Consider the following 21559-nt stretch of genomic DNA (forward strand, 5'->3'; position numbering starts at 1 on the left):
AACATACAATTTATTGTTGTACTTCTTACTTTAAAATCAGGATCAGAATCCAGGCTTGTATGAGATATATCGTCATTAATACCTACAGTAAAATGATTTTTCGGTTTCTCCTTGGTGAGTTCATTAAATACCCCGCTGACCATCTGAGGTGTGAACTCCTTAGATGACAACCCATATCTGCCGCCAACAACAGCTATAGTTCTATCGCTCTCTGCAAGGGAGGTTATTACATCCTGATACAAAGGTTCCCCTGTACTTCCCGGTTCTTTAGTCCTGTCTAAAACTGCAATTTTCTTTACGGAATTAGGTAGACTATCTATAAAATGAGAAACAGAAAATGGTCTGTATAAGCGAACAAATACCACCCCAACTTTCTCATCATTATTTACCATGGCTTCAACGGCTTCCCGAACTGCACCTTGACCAGATCCCATAATTACGATAACACGCTCGGCCTCAGGATGCCCTAAATAATAAAACAGGCTATATCTTCTGCCAGTATGTTTATAAAAATCATCCATTACTTCCTGTACAACGCCAGGCACTTTCTCATAGAAAGGATTTGATGCTTCTCTAGCCTGGAAAAAAACATCAGGATTCTGAGATGTTCCTCTTATAACAGGATGATCCGGATCTAAGGATCTCTTTTTATGTTCCATGATCTTATCCTCAGGCATCATTGCTTCAATGATATCATCCGGAATTGCATCAATCTTAGAGATTTCATGTGAAGTCCTAAAACCATCAAATACATTCAAAAAAGGAACTCTCGTGCGTAAAGCAGCCACCTGAGAAATTAATGCAAAGTCCATTGCTTCCTGAACAGACCCGCCAAACAGCATAGAGAAACCTGTTTGTCTTGTTGCCATCACATCTGAGTGATCTCCAAAAATGGATAGTGCATGAGTTGCGACTGTTCTAGCGGCCACATGTATCACAGAAGGTAATAATTCCCCGGCAATTTTATACATATTAGGGATCATGAGAAGCAAGCCCTGTGAAGCAGTAAAGGTTGTAGTTAGCGCCCCCGCCTGTAAGGCACCATGTACAGCTCCTGATGCACCACCTTCGCTCTGCATTTCAACTATACGGGGTATATTACCCCAAATATTCTTTTGCCCTTGAGAACTATAGACATCTACATGTTCTCCCATCGGTGAGGCAGGAGTTATGGGGTAAATTGCACATACTTCATTCGTTTTGTGAGCAATTCGTGCTACAGCCTCATTTGCATCGCAAATCAGCTTTGGAAATTTTTTCTTCATGACTATTTTATTATTAAAGAAACTGGCAGTTTATAACTAATAAGGGCTATTAAAAGACTTCTTATTCCAAGAACTGCAAGTATATAAATTCTTAATTTTCGATAAATTTAGAGCCATTACCGCAGTCATACTATGACAAATGTCAGGTATTCAACTCCAACATGAAGCAGATTAGAATATACCCTATCTCAATAGAAAGTACCTGAGCTATTTAAAATGATATGCAAAACCATATGTAAATACGCCCGATTCAGTTTAAAACCGGGCGTATTTTTAATCATTTATGTAACTATAAGTTTATTCGCCGTGCATCCAAACCTTTTTAGCCAATAATTCTTCCTCAGTTTCAACGTGATCCTCATCGGGTACACAACAATCTACCGGACAAACAGCAGCGCATTGAGGTTCATCATGAAAACCTTTGCATTCTGTACATTTATCGGTAACTATAAAATAGAACTCGTCTGAAACTGGTTCATTTTCCGCATCGGCATCAACCCTGATCTGGTTCATATATTGCATTATTCGGGCATTCTGAAACGCAAGCATCACAGTTAATGCATTCATCTGTTATGATAATAGCCATAATAATATGTTTTTGAAATAATTGTCCGTAAATTTAATGTACTACAAATATCTATCTAATGATAAAAGTCATATTTCTTTTTAAACCTCCAATTTATATTTGGCAACAATATTTTTATCAAACGACATTTAATATAAAAATAAGTAAAAAATAAACACGTATCGATGATTGCTACAAAAACAAAACAACCTAAAGAAACACTGGAAGCGGTGATAGTAAGGTTTGTGGGTGATTCAGGGGATGGTATGCAACTAACCGGAACACAATTTTCGGACACCTCTGCTATGTTTGGTAACGATGTTGCCACATTTCCTAATTACCCTGCAGAAATCAGGGCCCCGCAGGGAAGCCTATATGGCGTATCTGGCTTCCAGGTGCATATTGGCAGCGTAGAGGTAAGTACTCCCGGTGAAAATGTAGACCTTTTGGTTGCCATGAATCCTGCAGGGCTTAAGACTAATTTGCATGCATTAAAACCGGGCCACTCGGTAATTGTAGATACCGATGCTTTTACCAAAAAGAATTTGGAAAAAGCACAATACGAGTCTAATCCTTTAGAAGATGGTAGTTTGGAAAACTATCATGTGATAGAAGTTAGGATGACTTCACTTACCAAAGAAGCATTAAAAGAGGTTGAAGGTTTGGATAATAAAAGTATCACCAGAAGCAAAAATATGTTTGCACTGGGCATGGTATATTGGATGTATAACCGATCTACAGAACATACAATAGATTTTTTCAATAAAAAATTTAAGACAAAACCAGAATTAATTGAAGCGAACACAAAGGTTTTAAATGCGGGTTTTTATTTTGCAGAAACCTTAGAATTAATTCCTAACTCTTATACGGTTGCTCCGGCTAAAATGGCCCCGGGTACTTACAGAATAGTCATGGGTAATACGGCAACTGCCTGGGGGTTTCTTGCGGCCGCAGAAAAATCAGGTCTGGAGCTATTTTTGGGTTCATATCCTATTACACCGGCCTCAGATATTCTCCATGAACTGGTTAAACACAAACACTTTGGTGTAAAGGCTTTACAAGCTGAAGATGAAATAGCCGGCATCACCTCCGCAATTGGTGCCGCCTTTGCCGGTGATTTAGCTATCACTACAACTTCAGGACCCGGTTTGGCTTTAAAAGGAGAAGCCTTAGGTCTTGCTATGATACTAGAATTGCCACTCGTAGTTGTTGATGTTCAAAGAGGTGGCCCGTCTACAGGTTTACCTACTAAAACAGAACAGTCAGATTTACTTCAGGCGCTATATGGCAGAAATGGTGAAAGTCCTGTAATTATTTTGGCCGCCAGTACACCATCTAATTGTTTTAACTATGCCTATGAAGCTGCAAAACTGGCTATTGAACACATGACTCCGGTAATATTACTTACAGACGGCTATATTGCGAATGGTTCTGCCCCATGGAAAATACAAACTGTATCTGAAATGCCAGAAATAAAAACCAGACTTATTAAAGAAGCGAAAGAAACTTGGAATCCTTATGACAGGGATAGAGAATCTCTGGCACGTGACTGGGCAATTCCCGGAACATTTGGATTAGAACACCGGGTAGGAGGCCTTGAAAAAGATAAAGTGACCGGGCAGGTTTCTTATGATCCTGAAAATCATGAACATATGACCAATGTGAGGGCCGAAAAAGTTAAAAGAGTAGAAAATTATATTCCAGAGCTTAAAACAGCATTCGCCGATGAAGGTGATTTACTGGTAATTGGATGGGGAGGCACCTATGGCTCCCTTTATTCTTCCGTAAAAGAAATAAGGAATGATGGCTATTCATCTGTTGGACTCGCACATTTTAACTATATAAATCCTTTACCAAAGAACACAGAAGAGGTTTTAAAAAGGTTTAAGCGAATTGTAGTATGTGAACTAAATACAGGGCAGTTTGCATCGGTTTTACGAGCAAATTTTCATGGCTTTGACTTTTTACAGTATAACAAGGTACAAGGATTGCCTTTTGGCAATAGCGAACTTATAGAAGAGTTTAAAAAAATAATGAAATAGAAATGGAGACAACAGCAACTAAGAAATATACATTTAAAGATTTTGCCAGTGATCAGGAAGTAAGGTGGTGCCCGGGTTGTGATGACTACGTTATTCTCCGTTCCATGCAAAAAGCACTTCCCGAAATGGGACTTAAAAAAGAAGATGTAGTATTTATTTCCGGAATAGGATGTTCTTCCCGTTTTCCATATTATATGGACACCTATGGCATGCACAGCATACATGGAAGGGCCCCGGCAATAGCTTCTGGTGTAAAACTTGCCAACCCTGATCTCAGTGTATGGATCATAACCGGTGATGGCGATTCAATGGCAATAGGAGGCAATCATTTTATTCATGTTTTAAGACGAAATCTTGATTTGAATATTGTTTTGTTCAATAATGAAATCTACGGATTAACCAAAGGACAATTTTCCCCAACTTCATTGGTTGGTCAAAAGACTAAATCTTCTCCTTATGGCAATACGCAACCACCATTTTTACCTGGCGAGTTGGCCATTGGTGCTCAAGCTCGATTTTTTGCAAGAATTGGTGGAAACACCCCAAAAGAAATGACAGACATTTTTATTAAATCTGAAAAATTTAAGGGCACATCTTTAATCGAAGTTCTTCAAAATTGTCCGATTTTTAATGATGGATGTTTCTCAAAATATACAGATAAGGCTGTGCGAGAAGACAAACAATTATTTGTTGAACACGGAAAACCTATGATATTTGGGAAAGAAAAGGATAAAGGCTTGGTTTTAAACGGATTAAAATTAGAAGTAGTAACCTTGGGAGAAAATGGAATTACCGAGGCAGATTTGCTGGTTCATGATGCGGAGGAACAAGACCCAACCTTACATCAAATGTTGGTAAGGTCAGAATATCCATTGGTTACAGGTATCATCAGAAGTTTTCCAGATGTTACTTTCGAAGAACGGGTTGATCAATTGACGGCCGAGGTTAAAGCCGGTTCCAGTTTTACCAAAACGGATGATCTGTTCTTTTCCGGGGAAACTTATGAAGTTAAATAATATAAAGTAGCGTATGGGTTCTGAAGCCATCATTGTATTTTTTCTTGCCGGAATTGTCCTGGTTGCTGGGGCAAATTTTTTATCCAATCTAATTTCACACAAGTCAGATAATCCTCAGAAAAGAGAACCTTACGAGAGTGGAATGACTACTATTGGGCCAACCTGGGTTCAGTTTAAGGTAGGATACTATTTATTTGCTATTTTATTTTTGATTTTTGACGTTGAAGTTGCCTTTTTGGTGCCTTGGTCTGTAGTGTTTAAAGATATTGGAGCAATTGCATTTATTGAAATACTAATCTTCCTTGTCATTTTAGGTTTAGGCCTGCTGTACGCATGGAAAAAAGGAGCATTAAGATGGGAATAGATCAAGAAAACGGACCAATGGGTCAACCTGGTAAAGTTCCTGAAGACTTTCCCGGTAAAGTAATCCCGGCAGGTAACGGTGCCAATGTTATCGTTACATCATTAGATAAAATAATAAACTGGGGTAGATCTAATTCTCTGTGGTCCCTATATTTTGGAACGAGTTGTTGTGCCATTGAAATGATGCAGACTGGTGCGGCACGCCATGATTATTCCAGGTTTGGATTTGAAGTAGCCAGACCTTCACCCAGACAAGCCGATTTGATAATAATAGCAGGGACAATAGTAAACAAAATGGCACCGGTACTCCGACGCTTATATGATCAGATGGCTGAGCCAAGATATGTCATTGCCATGGGGGCCTGCGCTATTTCCGGAGGTCCATTTTTCTACAATACTTATTCAGTTGTAAAAGGAGCAGACCATGTTATTCCTGTTGATGTATATGTCCCCGGGTGTCCTCCCAGACCTGAAGCACTGTTGGAAGGCATGCTTATGCTGCAGGACAAAATAAGGACAGAAAATATGAAACATAAAAAGAATCCTATTGAAGGGTTTGATGAAGGTTTATAAATAGAATAGATGACTAACGAAAGCTTACAGGAATTAATTGGTAGTTGGAGCCCAAATCTTGAATTTAATGAAGAAGGTTCCCAATACCTGAATGTAACAGTTCCAATAGAAGAATTGCATGCTGTAATGTTCAAATTAAAACATGATGATCAGACCAGTTTTGATTATTTGTTTTGCTTAACTGGTGTGGATTGGGGTGAAGAACTGGGTGTTGTTTACCATTTGGAATCTACAAATTTCAGACACAGCCTTGTGGTAAAAACACAAACAGCAGAAAGAGAAAATCCGGTTGTAGACTCTGTCTATGATATTTGGGCAACTGCTGAGTTTCACGAACGTGAGGTATATGATTTTTTCGGAATAAAATTTAATAACCATCCCAACCTAAAGCGCCTTTTCTTAACAGATGATTGGGATGGTTTCCCTTTGCGAAAAGATTATGAAGACAATATTAATATGATTATCAAATAATCAAGCATGGAGACAGTCACCCTGAATAGTAACTTTAAATCTGAAGAATACTTCATAAACATGGGACCGCAGCACCCTGCGACACATGGTGTTCTAAGACTTTTGCTTACAATAGATGGTGAAATTATAAAAAAAGTTGAACCGGATCTGGGTTATATTCATCGTTCTATTGAAAAAATGTGTGAACGCGATAGTTATCAGCAAATAGTTCACTTAACAGATAGGATGGATTATTTGTCGGCTAACATCAATAATGAAGCCGTTTGCCTTACGGTGGAAAACGCCTTACAACTCGAAATTCCTGAGCGGGTTAAAGTAATCAGAACTATTATTGGAGAACTTACCAGGATATCCTCACATTGCTTATGGTGGGGGGTTATGGGAATGGACGTTGGTGCTTTAACTACCTATTTTTACGGCTTTAGAGACAGGGAACTCCTCAATGATATATTTGAAGAAACCTGTGGAGCACGCCTGACGATGAATTATAATGTCCCGGGAGGGCTAATGTTTGATATTCATCCAAATTTTGTAAAACGCGTAAAAGAATTTATAGCGCATTTTAAAACCAAACTTCCGGAATATGATCGTCTGTTAACAGATAATGTCATTTTTCAAAAAAGAACTAAAGGCGTAGGTATCCTTAGTAAAGAAGATGCCATATCATACGGGGCTTCCGGCCCTGTGGGCCGGGCTTCGGGTTATTCGTGTGATGTTAGAAAACACCATCCTTACAGTGCTCTGGATAAAGTCACTTTTAAGGAAGCGCTGAGAACAGAGGGAGATACTTATGCCCGCTATTTGGTAAGGATTCAGGAGATGTGGGAATCCTTGTCAATTGTGGAGCAATTAATAGACAACATCCCTGAAGGGGAATACAGAGTGCCCACAAAGGCGGTAATAAAATTACCAAAAGGGGAATATTTCCAGAAAGTTGAAACAGCACGAGGAGAATTAGGAGTCTATATAATAAGTACTGGATTAAAAAGTCCATATCGGCTTAAATTCAGATCCCCAGGATTTTCAAACCTTTCGTTGCTTAATCATATTGCAGTTGGAGGTAAAATAGGTGACCTGGTTGCTACAATGGCAACGCTTGATCTAGTAATACCCGATATAGATAGATAAAATTATGATATGAATATTGCTTTAAGTATCACAAAAACTATACATGATTGGCTCTATAGCATTATGCCAGAGACGGCAGCAATGTATGCTGAGATGGTATTAATTGCGCTTGTTTATCTGGGAATTTTTGCTGTTGCCGGTTTATTTCTTGTATTACTCGAAAGACGTGTCGCCGCCTGGTTTCAATTAAGAATAGGACCTAATCGTGTTGGTTTCCAGGGTTTATTACAGACAATGGCCGATGCTATAAAGCTACTTTCAAAAGAGTTAACAGGTACGGATAAGGCAGATAAATTCTTATATAATTTAGCACCGTATTTTGTAATCATTTCTTCCTTAATGGCACTGAGTGTCTTTCCGTTTACACAAGAATTCCAGGCATTCGACATTAATATTGGAATCTTTTTTTTGATTGCAGTTTCATCTATAGGAGTTATTGGAATTTTATTAGGTGGATGGAGTTCTAACAATAAATTTGCAATGATAGGTGCAATGCGAAGTGGGGTGCAAACCATCAGCTATGAACTTTCAATTGGCTTGTCACTGCTTACTATGGTTTTAATAACAGGAAGCTTGCAACTTTCCGAGATTGTGGAAGTCCAAAAATCAGGTTGGCTAATTGTTCAGGGGCATATCCCTGCAATTATAGCCTTTATGATATATATGATTGCAGGCACTGCTGAAACAAATAGGGCTCCTTTTGATATGGTAGAAGCCGAATCAGAACTTGGAGCCGGCTTCCATACAGAGTACTCAGGAATGAAATTTGCCTATTTCTTTTTAGCCGAATTTATTAATATGTTCATTATTGCAGCCATTGCCACCACCGTTTTTTTCGGTGCCTGGTTATCTCCTTTTGGAATAACAGAATCTATCCCGGTATTGGGCGTATTTTGGTTTTTGCTAAAAGCTCTAATACTGGTTTTTTTAATGATGTGGTTTAGGTGGACGTTCCCCAGGCTAAGAGTAGATCAACTGCTTACATTAGAATGGAAGTATCTATTACCCTTAAACCTGGCAAATATTGTAATAATGGCCTTACTGGTTTGGCATAATTTAACCATTAGTTTTTAATATTATGAGTTATTTTTCAGATATCTATAAAGGAATAAAAACCTTGCTTACCGGAATGAGTGTTACGGGAAAGTATTTTGTAACCTCAAAGAAAGGCGCAATTACACAACAGTATCCGGATAATAGAGAAACACTCAAAATGTTTGATCGTTTTCGCGGCGAGGTTATCATGCCTCATAATGAAAATAATGAACATCGATGTACGGGCTGTCAAAAATGTGAAATCGCATGCCCAAATGGTACCATTGAGATAATTTGGGATAGAGGCATTGACGAAAATACAGGTAAAAAGAAGAAAAAAATAGACAAGTTCGTATATCATTTGAGTATGTGTACCATGTGCGGACTTTGTATAGATGTCTGCCCTACAGATGCTATTAAATGGGGTCAGAATTTTGAAAATTCTGTTTACGACAGAACTGCCTTAACTAGAGTTTTAAACGAACCGGGATCCAAATTACAGGCCGGTGTAGAAGATTAAGTATGGAGAGAATTATTTTTTATTGCCTGGCAGCAGTAATCATCGCATTTGGGATAGCTTCTGTAACAAGTAGAAAAATGCTTCGTTCCGTGGTTTATCTTTCTTTTGTTTTAATCAGTATAGCCGGGATATTCTTTTTGGTAGATTATAATTTTCTTGCTGCTATTCAACTCACAGTTTACGCCGGTGGAATTGTTGTACTTATCATATTTTCAGTGTTATTGGTACATCATATTGAAATGGAGTTAGAAATGGCCAAGGCATCTAAAAAGATAGTGACAGCCTTAGCTTGTTTAGTAGGATTGGGCGTTTTTTTAACAGTAATTTACTCCTATGATTTTAAGGTAATCAATAACTCTTTAACCACCAGCACTGCAGATATAGGTGCCGGATTACTAAGCTATGGATCCGGTGGCTTTATTCTACCATTCGAAGTAATTAGTGTACTCCTGTTAGCGGCAATGATAGGAGCCATAGTAATTGCCAAAGGAAAAAAATTAACCGAGAACAATAACCAATCACAATGATACCAGGAATAAGCATATATGAAATTCTAACCGTTACTTCAATATTATTTTTTATAGGTGTATATGGTTTCATAACAAGAACTAATCTGATCTCAATTTTAATTTCTGTTGAATTAATTCTGAATGCTTCAGTAGTAAATTTTGTGATCATCAATAAATATTTGTTTCCTGAAGCCCTTCAGGGGGTTTATTTTTCAATTTTTATTATTGCCGTTGCAGCTGCAGAAACAGCTCTTGCAGTTTCAATTATTATTAATCTGTACAGGCAAATCAGTTCAGTGGAAGTCAAGGATATTGAAACTATGAAATACTAATACAACCTGGTATGAATCTGAATCTCATCATTTTAATTCCCTTAATTCCTCTGGTAGTATTTTTGGTCCTTGGACTTTTTTATAAAAAAATCAAACCTGCTATCTCAGGATATATAGGTGTTTTTGGTTTGCTCATCTCTTCCAGCCTGGCATTTTATGCAGCTTATACGTACTTTATAGTAATCGGTAAAACCGAGGGAGTTTATCAGACTATTGTTGAAAAAACAGTTTGGATGAACTTTACAGATAGCCTGCGAATTGATATGGGAATCCTTATAGACCCTATTGCTATAATGATGCTTATAGTAGTCTCTGTTATATCTTTAATGGTTCATATTTATAGCCGGGGATATATGAAGGGTGATCCGGGATACACCAAATATTTTGCTTTTCTGTCACTTTTCACATTTTCCATGTATGGTTTAGTATTAGCAACCAATTTATTCCAGATTTATATTTTCTGGGAATTGGTTGGGGTCTCCTCCTATTTGCTAATAGGTTATTATTATACAAAAGAATCTGCTGTTGCTGCTGCCAAAAAAGCCTTCATTGTTACTCGTTTTGCAGATCTGGGTTTTCTTATTGGTATTCTTATAATAGGATATTACACAGGTACATATGATTTTGAAACATTGAATAACCCTGAGGGAACAAGCATATTAAATTGGGCGTCTACGTCCTTTATGGGACTATCTGCGCTAACCTGGGCACTAATATTAGTCTTCATTGGAGGGGCGGGAAAATCGGCCATGTTCCCATTACATATTTGGTTGCCGGATGCTATGGAAGGACCTACCCCGGTTTCAGCATTAATACATGCTGCCACCATGGTAGTCGCAGGTGTTTACCTTGTAGCTCGCTTATTCCCAATGTACTATTTCATAGAAGATGGCTTTGCCTTAAATATTGTTGCTTTTGTGGGGGCATTTACTGCTCTTTTTGCTGCAGTAATTGCCATTACTCAAACAGACATCAAAAGAGTATTAGCCTTTTCAACTATGTCTCAATTAGGCTATATGATGCTTGCTCTTGGTGTTTCAGGATATGAAGGCCATGAAGGCCTGGGTTTTATGTCATCTATGTTTCATCTGTTTACACATGCCATGTTTAAGGCATTATTGTTTTTATGCGCCGGTTCAGTAATTCATGCTATTCACAGTAATTTCCTGAAAGACATGGGTGGATTGCGTAAACATATGCCCATTACCAATATTACATTTTTAATAGCCGCACTTGCGATCGCCGGTGTACCTCCCTTAGCCGGATTTTGGAGTAAGGATGAAATTCTTGTCGCGGCCTTTGAACATAGTCTGTTCCTATATGTAATTGGTTTATTCGTTGCAGGACTTACGGCCTTTTATATTTTTAGAATTTACTTTGGAATATTTTGGGGCAAAGAAAGTAATTATAAGGATAAACCCCATGAATCCCCCGGATCTATGACTGCGCCACTTTTGATTTTGGCATTTTTAAGTATAGTTGGTGGGTTTATACCATTTAGTGAATTTATAAGTCCGGATAAAGCAGGGTTTGAAACTCATATGAATTATCCATTAGCCGCAATTGCAGTTTTTGCCGGGTTACTTGGAATTGGTCTTTCCTGGATCTTCTATAAAAAAGAAAACGAACTCGCAGATAAATTTGCCAGCAGATTCGGAGCATTCTACACCTGGGCCTATCATAAATTTTATTTCGATGAATTATACCTTTTCGTAACCAAAAAAATATTGTTTAATGTTTTCGCCAGGACTGCAGCAATATTTGATAAAAAATACGTGGATGGGACGATGGTTGGCATTGGAAATCAAACCGTTAATACGTCGGAAAAAATTAAAGGTATGCAGTCCGGTAAAGTTCAGGATTATGCCTTGGCATTTATTGCAGGAGCAGTGGTGCTCGCTATTATTTGTATCTATTTATGGCTGAATTAAATATATAATATGGATATTTTATCCCTTTTTATTGTCCTACCGGTATTAACGGTCCTGGTATTGGTTTTTACCAAAAATCTAAAACAAGCCAGATTGGTTGCATTGGCGGGTAGTCTTGTGCAGCTGGGAATGGCAATTAATTTAATTTTTGCGTACCTCAAAGAGATAAAGACCAATGACGCCATCATGGTTTTTATTAAAGATGTTGTTTGGTTTAAAAACTTTAATATTCATTACAATATTGGGGTTGATGGTATTTCTGTGGCTCTCTTAGTATTGACGGCCATTGTTGTGCTGGCAGGAGTCTTTATTTCATGGAAAATGGAAGATTTACCTAAGGAGTTTTTCATTTCACTAATTGTACTTTCTATTGGTGTATATGGCTTCTTTATTTCTATTGACCTCTTTACAATGTTTGTATTCTTCGAGATCGCGGTTATCCCAATGTATTTATTGATAGGTATTTGGGGTACCGGCCCAAGAGAATTTTCTGCAATGAAATTAACCCTGATGCTTATGGGCGCCTCAGCTGTTCTTCTGGTTGGGATATTAGGCATTTACTTTAACTCTGATGCAGACGGCGGTGCATTAACATTTGACATCCTTGAAATAGCTAAAGTGAACATTCCTTTTGAAGTACAAAGATTGTTCTTTCCTATAACCTTTATAGGTTTTGCCGTCATTGGGGCTTTATTTCCTTTTCATACCTGGTCTCCGGATGGTCATGCTTCAGCCCCTACGGCTGTTTCCATGTTGCACGCCGGGGTATTAATGAAACTGGGTGGCTATGGTGTGTTTAGAGTAGCTATCTATTTATTACCAGAAGGAGCATTACACTGGTCCTGGTTTTTTATTATTCTGTCTGCTTTTGGGGTCATCTATGGAGCATTTGCAGCTATTAAACAAACAGATTTAAAGTATATCAATGCCTATTCTTCGGTGAGTCATTTGGGCTTAGTGCTTTTTGCATTACTTATGTTGAATAAAACAGCCTGGAATGGGGCTATTCTGCAATCGCTCTCGCATGGTTTTATGACAGCACTTTTCTTTGCTTTAATAGGCATGATCTATGGGAGGACACACACTCGTGATGTTACCAAACTTGGAGGCTTACTCAAAGTAATACCTTTTATTTCTGCAGTCTATGTTATTGCAGGTCTTGCTTCATTGGGATTACCTGGTTTTAGTGGCTTTGTGGCTGAAATGAACATTTTTGTGGGTGCGTTTGAAAATGATAACATCTTTTATAGAATTGGAACCGTGATTGCAGTCTCGGCCATTGTTGTAACAGCTGTATATATATTGCGTGTTGTGGGTATTATGTTGATGGGTCCTGTAAATAATGAGGCCTACCTTAATCTTGAAAGAGTACGATGGTATGAAAAACTAGGTATTTTATTACTCCTATTACCCATAATAGCAATTGGTGTTGCACCATTGTGGTTAAGTGAATTGATCCTCAAAAGTCTGGATCCATTTTTAAAAGGAGTTTTATAATCTGAATAATAAATAACCAAAAATGAATTTTAGCAGCTTTTTATTAATGAGACAAGAAATTGCTTTACTGGTAATTATCCTGCTCCTTGTTATAGCCGAGATTTTTATCCCTAAAGAGAAAAAAGTTAGCATTGTACACCTTGCTTTATTTTTGTTTGGTATGCATGCCATTGTTGGTTTTTTTGAGATTGATGAAAGTTCGTTGTTTGGTGGAATGTTTCGTACCAACCACCTGATTCATTTTTTCAAGAATGTATTGAACATTGGTGTCCTTATACTATTGCTTCAGTCGGCGGATTGGGTACAGGAAAAAATAGTAAATCAGAATAAAGGATCTGAATTCTTTATTTTGTTGTTCTCTTCTTTGTTAGGTATCTATTTTATGATATCAGCAGGAGATTTTCTAATGTTTTATTTAGGGCTCGAATTATCCACACTCCCGTTAGCCGCCCTTGCTGCTTATGAGACAATGAAAAGAATTTCAAGTGAATCAGGGATCAAATTAATATTATCCTCCGCTCTTGCTTCCGGGGTTTCACTATTCGGTATTTCGATGCTTTATGCCTCTACCGGCTCTATTTATTTCAGTGAAATTGTCCAGGTACTCTCTTCAACCAATCTGACTCTTCTGGGGATGGTACTATTGTTCGCCGGAATAAGTTTTAAAATTTCTCTGGTGCCATTTCATTTCTGGACTGCTGATGTTTATGAAGGAGCCCCTATAAGTATTGCCTCTTATCTATCGGTCATATCAAAAGGTGGTGCCGTTTTCATTTTAATGATCTTATTATTTACCGTTTTAAGACCATTGGTCGATATTTGGGAAAACGTGATTTATGTTATTGCTGTCGCAACAATGTTTATCGGTAACCTATTCGCTTTAAGACAACAGAATATGAAGCGTTTCCTGGCATTTTCATCTATAGCTCAGGCAGGTTTTATTTTATTGGGGTTAATTGAAGGTTCAAAATTGGGAACTGCAACAGTAGTATACTTTGTGCTTATTTACATATTCTCAAATCTGGCAGCTTTTGGCGTAGTACAAGCCATTTCTTTACAAACAGGCAAGGAGCGTATAAAAGATTATGAAGGTTTGTACAGAACTAACCCAAACTTGAGCTTGGTGCTAATGCTAGCACTTTTTTCATTGGCCGGTATTCCTCCTGTGGCAGGATTTTTTGGTAAATTCTTCCTTTTTACCGCAGCAGCCAGTAAAGGGTTCTACTTGCTTGTATTCCTGGCAGTAGTGAATGTTACAATTTCTTTATATTATTATTTGTTAGTTGTAAGGGCGATGTTTTTACGTAAAGGTGAGAATCCAATTCCTTTTTTCCGAAATAAAATTTACATGAGGATTGGATTGGTAATTACAGTACTCGGTATTTTATTACTTGGTATATACAGTCCTATTTACGATTATATTTATGATTTAAGTAGTGCATTAAAATAATACTTATGAGTTTAGGAGGTAAACATTCATTTGGTAGTATTGAGGATACAAGGGTTACTTTTGTAGAAAAGAAAGTAACAGCTGAACGTGCAGAATTTCTAAAAAAACTCCTGGAGCACAACGGATTTGAAGTTCTCATACAGGAAGAAAAACGCCCTTCAGAAGAAGAACCACAATTATATACTTTAGGTGTCACAGACATGGTATTTAACCCCACTATTTGGGTATACCAGCGAAAGCTTAAAACTTTTGACGGACACAGGGTCACCCCGGATTATTGGGAACAGCGTTCAGAAAATACCCCCCCGCAATATTGGAAAACACCTAAAGATAATTAGCCTTTCCGGAAGAAAATTGGATAATTTTCCCGAATCAAAAAGTTTAATTTCATCGAATTTAACAGCAAATTAAGCCCCTATGGCAAGGTATTTGCTAACTTTACACCGTAGAATTAAGGTAATGAAACACCAATATTTACTTATATTACTTCTTTTGTCAGTTATATGTTTAAACGCACAAACTGATCTTCCCAGGACTCAGACTTTAAAAATAGAGGCTGATAAAAATTTGGATTTAAAAAGTAATCCCAATAATGGTAATGCCTTGAAAATGCCTTCTCTTCTCGATAATAACCCCAATGCCAGTATTAAAGAAACCAAAAATTCAAGGAACGTAAAAATGCTTCCTGAAAAGGAGCTGAAACAAGCAGGTTTTGATTTAAAATTGGATACCAAAGTTGGTGAACGCCAGAATACCAATTCCAAAAAGCACTTTGGCAATATGTATTTAGGGGATGTTAAAACCGGAGGTAATTTCGTAGGAGTAGTTTGCAGAGATCATGAATATGTAGATGGCGATCGTGTAAGGGTCTATGTAAATGGAGAAGTAGTTGAGTACAACATCCTGCTTACTGCAGGTTTTAAAGGAATAAATATAGATCTGGAAAAAGGTTTTAACCGATTGGATTTCGAAGCTCTAAACCAGGGAACTTCAGGGCCAAATACTGCCCAGGTAGATGTTTATGATGATAAAGGTGAATTAATTCACACTAATCAATGGTTGCTTTCTACTGGCTCCAAAGCCTCTCTAATTGTTGTCAAGAACTAAACAATACATCCTATTCCTTCCCGGGCTTATATGAAATTTTTGCTCTTTTAAGAACATCTTCCTTGTAATACGCTGCTTCTTTAAATTGCACCTTTGCATATGGTATTGCCTGATCATCAAAATGTGGTGATTCCGGATCACCACTCTGACCTCCCGCTAAAATGGTTTTAGCCTTGACTTTTGGACCAAATTCTACCACTGCTACAAAACTATTCCCTCTTGTACCATAGATCTTTTTGGTATTGTTATTATATCTGGCACCATAGGCCGCTAATGCCCCCCAACGACCCGATGCAAAACCTATTGGTATGCTTGGCTTATTGTCATCAAACTTCTGCCTGATATCCCCATTTAAACGCTGATACCTGTTAACTTCACCCCATGGAATATCCCATTTTCCGAAATCGATTTCTAATTGTGAAACAACCTCTTTAAAGATTAATACCCGCTCTTCCAATGGAGATTCCGAACCAAAATACGAGATTAGTTCCATATCGCTCATCGGGTAAGGTCTAATGCCTTTTTTACCGTATAAAGTACCATAGAAATGCGCCAGGGTCATTGCCACAGATTCTTCAGAAGTTCTGTAATCCCAATTTCGCAATATGTCTATGGCCTCTGCCAGTTCAGGAGATCCGGTCCCACCTTTATCATAAGCAGAAACCAACCCGGGAATTAATGCCGCAAAAGACGGCAGGTACGGATCATACGCCAATGAAATAAGGCTGTCAATAGTATATCCACTTCTACCTTTGAGCAGTTGAATGGCATGAATCCCCCGAAAATTTTCACGGTCAATTGACATGTATTTTGGATAATTTTCACGCTTTGGGCTAAATTCCAAGGCAGACGTAAAAGGAGTGGAATTGCAATTTTGAATCCATCCGTTTTCAGGGTTTAACACCAGAATGTTCTCATCTACTGTATGTAATCCCTTCCAGTCTGTCTTAGGATTGCTGCCATCGACAGGTTGGCTATAATCAAAAACGGTATCACGTACCGGCACAAAATTCCCATGAAAATATGCAATATTCCCATCCGCATCTGCATATACCGTATTATTTGAAGAGTTGGTACGGATATCCATCATCTTGCGAAAACCACTATAATCCTTTTGCTTTGTTCTTATAAAGGATTGTTCCAATGCCTTTATCGGTTCCCACATCATTGCAGAAGCCACCGGCGAATCATTTATCATATGAGTTATGGGCCCGTGGTGTGTTCGGTAGACAGGGAATTTTTCTTCTTTTATTCCTTCTTCATCCTTATATTTTAAAACGATCTCCGTTTTAATCACAGGCCGTTTTTCCTTACCAAATAGGTAATAGAGTTTCTCTTCTTTTTCTTCAAATGCCTCAACAAATTCGTCCATAACATCTGTATAAGTAGAGGTATGTATCCATCCTGTTTTCTCATTAAACCCCTGGTAGACAAAAAACTGTCCCCAGGTAACTGCGCCATACGCATTGAGACCTTCTTCACTTACCACATGAACTTCTCCCCTGAAATAAAAAGAAGTATGTGGATTTATGAGCAACATAGCATTACCACTCTGAGTTAATTTTCCGGAAATAGCAATACCATTGGATCCCTGAGGTTCTAATTCTTCCTTACTCTCTTTTAAGCGAGCATCTTCAGCCATTCCCAAAGCTTTCCCTTCTTCGTAAAAAGCACGTATTTTCGCCTCACTAATTCGTTCAATATCACCCCCAATTGAGCCCTCGCTAAAATACATTGGCATCCAGGGTTCAAATCGGGTTAATAGCTTGGGCTTCACTTCAGGGTGGTTATAAAGAAAGTAATTGATCCCATCAGCAAAAGCATCACAGAGTTTTTTTAGCCAATCAGGACTCTTGTTGTAATTGGCAATGGCTTCTTCTTTGCTCATAAACATTTTGGCGCGCAAGTCGCTGTATAACGCTTTTTTCCCCTCAATTTCGGCCAATCTGCCAATTGCCCATATATAATTCTGCTCCAACCGGTTAAAATCGTCTTCACATTGGGCATATAGTAGTCCAAATACAGCATCTGCATCGGTTTTACCGTAAATATGAGGTACACCAAAATCATCTCTGATAATGGTTATATTTTCTGCTTGTTCCTTCCATTGATCTATTTCGGATTGCCCCTGCGCCGTTTTGCAGGAATTATTAAAGACCAGAAATAGAACAAAAAGAAATTTAATAAGCGGAAATTTCATAGCTATTCTTTATTAACTCTATATTTTTATGATATTAAGCCGTCCGAGTCTTTTTAACATCCCCTTAATCCTCACATCCCTGATAAGATGAAGCCTATCTCTATCTTCAAGCAGGTTTCTGCTACAATCTTTTGACTCCATGAGCAAATCTTAGTATTTGTGAAATTAAAAGTATTAAAACTTATATGCTAATTCTTCCATAAAATAACGTCAGTGCTTATGTATTTGGTTACCGGACCATAATTTTACTGTAAATTGCACTTTTTCATATCAAAAAACAGAGCAATCTCTAATGTCCGATAAAAGGGTAAGTATACTTAAAGCATTTAAAACCATAATTTGGCCAAGAAGGAATCTGGTTTTTATAGGTTTGGCATTAATAATAGTAAGTAAAGCAGCTAGTTTTGTTGCCCCAATGTCTCTAAAGTATTTAATGGATGACATTATACCAAATAAAGATTTGGAATTTCTTAAGATCCTATTGGGAATAGTAATATTGGCCATTTTAATACAGGCTGTAACCTCTTTTCTTTTAACCAAAATACTTAGCGTGCAGGCTCAATATATGATCTCCGAATTACGCGCTCAGGTGCAAAAGAAAATTTTATCCTTACCAATTCGGTTTTTTGATAATACCAAATCGGGTGAATTGGTCTCCAGAATAATGACCGATGTAGAAGGGGTACGAAATCTAATTGGAACAGGCTTAGTTCAATTAGTAGGTGGAACAATTACTGCCGTAGTATCTTTAATTCTTCTCTTAAATATTAGTCCAAGTATGACACTTTTTGCATTGATCCCTCTGGCTATTTTTGCGGTAATAGCCCTCAAAGCATTCAAAATAATTCGACCAATATTCCGTAACAGAGGTAAAATCAATGCTGAAGTTACAGGCAGACTTACTGAAACATTAGGTGGCATTAGGGTTATCAAGGGCTTTAACGCCGAAGCCCAGGAGCATGGTGTTTTTGAAGAAGGTGTCCTCCGATTGTTTGAAAATGTAAAAAGAAGTCTAACAGCAACAGCTTTTATGACAAGTTCTTCTACCTTTTTACTAGGTCTTGCAACGACTGGCATCATGGGTATGGGAGGCTATAAAATTATGATGGATGAACTCACCGTTGGAGAATTTTTGACCTTTACTTTTCTTTTAGGATTAATGATAGCCCCTATAGTACAGATGAGTAATATTGGTAGTCAGCTTACTGAAGCCCTGGCCGGTCTGGACAGAACGGAGGAACTGATGAATATGCAGCCCGAATCTAATGAAGAGGTCCGAACATTAACACTGAATGGCATAAAAGGTGATATGATATTTGACTCAGTTTCATTTGCCTATGAAGAAGAAAAAGAAGTAATACATGATATAAGTTTTAAGGTAGATGCAGGTACCGTGGTAGCCCTTGTTGGAAGTTCGGGTTCAGGAAAGAGTACCATCGCCGGACTTGCCGCGAGTTTCCTGAACCAGCAAAGCGGGACAATAACTGTGGACGGACAGGATTTGGCCAAGGTAGATCTTAATAGTTTTAGAAAACACTTAGGAGTGGTTTTACAGGATGATTTTTTGTTTGAAGGAACCATACGTGAGAATATATTGTTTCCAAGACCCAATGCCACTGAAAAACAATTACAGGAAGCAGTGGAAGCCGCCTATGTTGATGAGTTTACGGATAGATTCGAAGATGGTTTAGATACACTTATTGGCGAGCGTGGAATAAAACTCTCAGGAGGTCAGAGACAGCGTATAGCAATTGCGCGTGCGGTGTTAGCCGATCCCCGGATATTAATTTTAGATGAAGCAACCTCAAATCTTGACACCGAAAGTGAAGCCTTAATCCAAAAAAGTTTATCCCACCTAACAGAAGGAAGAACAACCTTTGTAATTGCACATCGATTGAGCACTATTAGAAAAGCTGATCAGATTTTGGTGATTGAGAATGGGAGAATTGCAGAACAAGGTACACACGACTCCCTTATTGCCAAAAGAGGTAGATATTATAATTTATTTACTTACCAGGCAAGAATTTAATTCCATAGATAAGTTAGAAAATAACTTTTTTGTAAGCTATCAAGAGAAAGGTCAGATATTTAATCAATATTGATCACCTTTTCTATCTGAGGAGCATGTTTTTTAATGGTCATTTCTACGCCACTCTTAAGTGTCATCTGGTTAACGCTGCACCCCACACAATTTCCTTCTAGTTTTACTCTTACCAATTTATCGTTATCAATAGATACTAATGAGATATCCCCACCATCACTTTGTAAGAATGGGCGAATTTCATCTAAAGCTTTTTCAATGTTAATTTTAAGTTCATCAGACGTCATGATCATTTCTTTTTAACTGCAGCGCAACCTGCCATAGTCGTTATTTTAATAGCTTCTGTTGGCGGTAAACTTTTGTTTCGCAACACAAGTTCCTGAACCACATTCTTGGTAAGTTCTTCAAATGCTTTTTCCACAGGGGTGCCTGTTTGAAGAGCGGCAGGTCTGCCAACATCACCCGCCTCACGAATACTTTGAACTAATGGTATTTCTCCTAAAAAAGGTACATTCAGATCTGTAGCTAGATTTCTTGCCCCAGATTTCCCAAAAATATAATATTTGTTATCCGGAAGCTCCTCCGGTGTAAAGTAAGCCATATTCTCAACAATTCCTAAAACAGGTACATTAATAGCTTCCTGCTGAAACATTGCAACCCCCTTACGTGCATCGGCCAATGCAACCTCCTGAGGTGTACTCACAACCACTGCTCCCGTAACAGGCATAGATTGCATGATGCTTAAATGAATATCACCGGTACCTGGTGGCAAATCCACTAACATAAAATCTAATTCTTCCCAATGTGCATCAAAAATCATCTGGTTTAAGGCTTTGGATGCCATAGGGCCTCTCCAGATAACAGCCTGATTAGGTTGAGTAAAAAACCCTATAGATAAAAGCTTTACTCCAAAGTTTTCAACTGGTAACATTTTTGAATTACCATTAATATTGGTAGCTCGCGGTTTTTCAGCGGTTACATCAAACATAATGGGCATAGAAGGACCATAGATATCTGCATCCAACAAACCAACTTTAAATCCCATTTTAGCCAAAGTAACTGCTAAGTTTGCTGTAATTGTAGACTTACCCACGCCACCTTTCCCAGAAGCCACAGCGATAATATTTTGTATTCCGGGTATTGGTTTTCCTTTAATCTCATTAGTCTTAGGACTAACTGGCGCATCAACCTTAATATTTACGGTAATTTTTGCCTTTTCATAAACCTCCCTGTGAATTGCCTTAAGTATTTCTACTTCAGTTTTTTTCCTTGCCTGAAGGCTTGGATTGTTTATCGTAATATCTACTACAACCTCATCACCAAAAACCTGAATATTATTAATTGCACCACTTTCAACCATATTCATTCCTTCACCAGGCGCTGTAATAGTTTCCAGGGCTTTCAGTATTTCTTTCTTATCCAACTTCATGAACTAGGGTATTTAAGTCTTTATATAAAATGATTCTAAACAACAAAGATAAGTTATAGGTGCGAAACTATAAAGTTGCGGGATT

General features: G+C 38.0%; 19 protein-coding genes and 2 pseudogenes. 16 read left to right on the forward strand and 5 right to left on the reverse strand.

The annotated features are described in order from the left end of the window. Together Q0X89_RS04715 and Q0X89_RS04720 are read right to left on the reverse strand one after the other, a co-directional pair. Positions 1 to 1265: pseudogene (locus Q0X89_RS04715) on the reverse strand (pyruvate:ferredoxin (flavodoxin) oxidoreductase); the annotation flags it as partial. A gap of 297 nt (positions 1266 to 1562) precedes the next feature. Continuing rightward, a pseudogene (locus tag Q0X89_RS04720) lies at positions 1563 to 1851 on the reverse strand (4Fe-4S dicluster domain-containing protein). A gap of 164 nt (positions 1852 to 2015) precedes the next feature. On the opposite strand from Q0X89_RS04720, the gene Q0X89_RS04725 reads away from it, so the two are divergent. The 15 genes from Q0X89_RS04725 (at position 2016) to Q0X89_RS04795 (ending at position 15804) form a co-directional block, all read left to right on the forward strand. Further along, a complete protein-coding gene (locus Q0X89_RS04725; RefSeq protein ID WP_297691640.1) occupies positions 2016 to 3872 on the forward strand; it encodes a 2-oxoacid:acceptor oxidoreductase subunit alpha in 1857 nt (618 codons plus the stop codon). A gap of 2 nt (positions 3873 to 3874) precedes the next feature. After that, positions 3875 to 4888 (forward strand): 2-oxoacid:ferredoxin oxidoreductase subunit beta, encoded by a 1014-nt coding sequence (locus tag Q0X89_RS04730; protein WP_297691642.1) that lies wholly within the window; start codon positions 3875 to 3877, stop codon positions 4886 to 4888. Between the two features lie 13 nt (positions 4889 to 4901). Further along, entirely contained in the window at positions 4902 to 5252 is a 351-nt protein-coding gene (locus tag Q0X89_RS04735; protein WP_297691644.1) for an NADH-quinone oxidoreductase subunit A, read from the forward strand. Next, a complete protein-coding gene (locus Q0X89_RS04740) occupies positions 5243 to 5824 on the forward strand; it encodes an NADH-quinone oxidoreductase subunit NuoB (protein WP_297691647.1) in 582 nt (193 codons plus the stop codon). The genes Q0X89_RS04735 and Q0X89_RS04740 overlap by 10 nt, the downstream gene beginning before the upstream one ends. 9 nt (positions 5825 to 5833) lie before the next feature. Next, a complete protein-coding gene (locus Q0X89_RS04745; protein ID WP_297691649.1) occupies positions 5834 to 6295 on the forward strand; it encodes an NADH-quinone oxidoreductase subunit C in 462 nt (153 codons plus the stop codon). A 6-nt stretch (positions 6296 to 6301) separates the two neighbouring features. Beyond that, positions 6302 to 7423 carry an NADH-quinone oxidoreductase subunit D gene (locus Q0X89_RS04750; RefSeq protein ID WP_297691651.1) on the forward strand — a complete coding sequence of 374 codons (1122 nt, stop codon included), beginning with the start codon at positions 6302 to 6304 and terminating at the stop codon, positions 7421 to 7423. A gap of 9 nt (positions 7424 to 7432) precedes the next feature. Next, positions 7433 to 8497 carry an NADH-quinone oxidoreductase subunit NuoH gene (gene nuoH, locus Q0X89_RS04755; protein WP_297691653.1) on the forward strand — a complete coding sequence of 355 codons (1065 nt, stop codon included), beginning with the start codon at positions 7433 to 7435 and terminating at the stop codon, positions 8495 to 8497. Between the two features lie 4 nt (positions 8498 to 8501). Continuing rightward, a complete protein-coding gene (locus Q0X89_RS04760) occupies positions 8502 to 8978 on the forward strand; it encodes a 4Fe-4S binding protein (protein WP_297691655.1) in 477 nt (158 codons plus the stop codon). A gap of 2 nt (positions 8979 to 8980) precedes the next feature. After that, the gene (locus Q0X89_RS04765; RefSeq protein WP_297691657.1) at positions 8981 to 9505 is read left to right on the forward strand and encodes an NADH-quinone oxidoreductase subunit J; all 525 of its coding nucleotides are present in this window, start codon (positions 8981 to 8983) and stop codon (positions 9503 to 9505) included. Further along, the gene (gene nuoK, locus Q0X89_RS04770) at positions 9502 to 9819 is read left to right on the forward strand and encodes an NADH-quinone oxidoreductase subunit NuoK (protein WP_297691659.1); all 318 of its coding nucleotides are present in this window, start codon (positions 9502 to 9504) and stop codon (positions 9817 to 9819) included. Before Q0X89_RS04765 ends, nuoK begins: the two co-directional genes overlap by 4 nt. An 11-nt stretch (positions 9820 to 9830) precedes the next feature. Continuing rightward, complete coding sequence (gene nuoL / locus Q0X89_RS04775; RefSeq protein WP_297691661.1) at positions 9831 to 11750, forward strand: NADH-quinone oxidoreductase subunit L; 1920 nt, start codon at positions 9831 to 9833, stop codon at positions 11748 to 11750. A 9-nt stretch (positions 11751 to 11759) separates the two neighbouring features. Next, a complete protein-coding gene (locus tag Q0X89_RS04780) occupies positions 11760 to 13247 on the forward strand; it encodes a NuoM family protein (RefSeq protein ID WP_297691663.1) in 1488 nt (495 codons plus the stop codon). Positions 13248 to 13269: 22 nt separating this feature from the next. Beyond that, complete coding sequence (locus tag Q0X89_RS04785) at positions 13270 to 14697, forward strand: NADH-quinone oxidoreductase subunit N (RefSeq protein WP_297691664.1); 1428 nt, start codon at positions 13270 to 13272, stop codon at positions 14695 to 14697. A gap of 5 nt (positions 14698 to 14702) precedes the next feature. Further along, entirely contained in the window at positions 14703 to 15035 is a 333-nt protein-coding gene (locus tag Q0X89_RS04790; RefSeq protein ID WP_297691666.1) for a hypothetical protein, read from the forward strand. Between the two features lie 121 nt (positions 15036 to 15156). Continuing rightward, the gene (locus Q0X89_RS04795; protein ID WP_297691668.1) at positions 15157 to 15804 is read left to right on the forward strand and encodes a hypothetical protein; all 648 of its coding nucleotides are present in this window, start codon (positions 15157 to 15159) and stop codon (positions 15802 to 15804) included. Positions 15805 to 15814: 10 nt separating this feature from the next. On the opposite strand, the gene Q0X89_RS04800 is transcribed toward Q0X89_RS04795, so the two are convergent. Next, positions 15815 to 18004, reverse strand: a complete 2190-nt coding sequence (locus tag Q0X89_RS04800; protein WP_297691670.1) for an acylase — start codon at positions 18002 to 18004, stop codon at positions 15815 to 15817. A gap of 292 nt (positions 18005 to 18296) precedes the next feature. Between Q0X89_RS04800 and Q0X89_RS04805 the strand changes: the two genes are divergently transcribed. Continuing rightward, positions 18297 to 20033, forward strand: a complete 1737-nt coding sequence (locus tag Q0X89_RS04805) for an ABC transporter ATP-binding protein (RefSeq protein WP_297691671.1) — start codon at positions 18297 to 18299, stop codon at positions 20031 to 20033. Between the two features lie 59 nt (positions 20034 to 20092). Here Q0X89_RS04805 and Q0X89_RS04810 read toward each other — a convergent pair whose 3' ends face one another. Together Q0X89_RS04810 and Q0X89_RS04815 are read right to left on the reverse strand one after the other, a co-directional pair. Further along, the gene (locus Q0X89_RS04810; protein WP_297691722.1) at positions 20093 to 20332 is read right to left on the reverse strand and encodes a NifU family protein; all 240 of its coding nucleotides are present in this window, start codon (positions 20330 to 20332) and stop codon (positions 20093 to 20095) included. A 2-nt stretch (positions 20333 to 20334) separates the two neighbouring features. Continuing rightward, the gene (locus Q0X89_RS04815; RefSeq protein ID WP_297691673.1) at positions 20335 to 21474 is read right to left on the reverse strand and encodes an Mrp/NBP35 family ATP-binding protein; all 1140 of its coding nucleotides are present in this window, start codon (positions 21472 to 21474) and stop codon (positions 20335 to 20337) included. Between the last annotated feature and the right edge of the window lie 85 nt (positions 21475 to 21559).

The sequence above is a fragment of the uncultured Eudoraea sp. genome (assembly GCF_947258525.1).
In the GTDB taxonomy this organism is placed as follows: Bacteria; Bacteroidota; Bacteroidia; order Flavobacteriales; family Flavobacteriaceae; genus Eudoraea.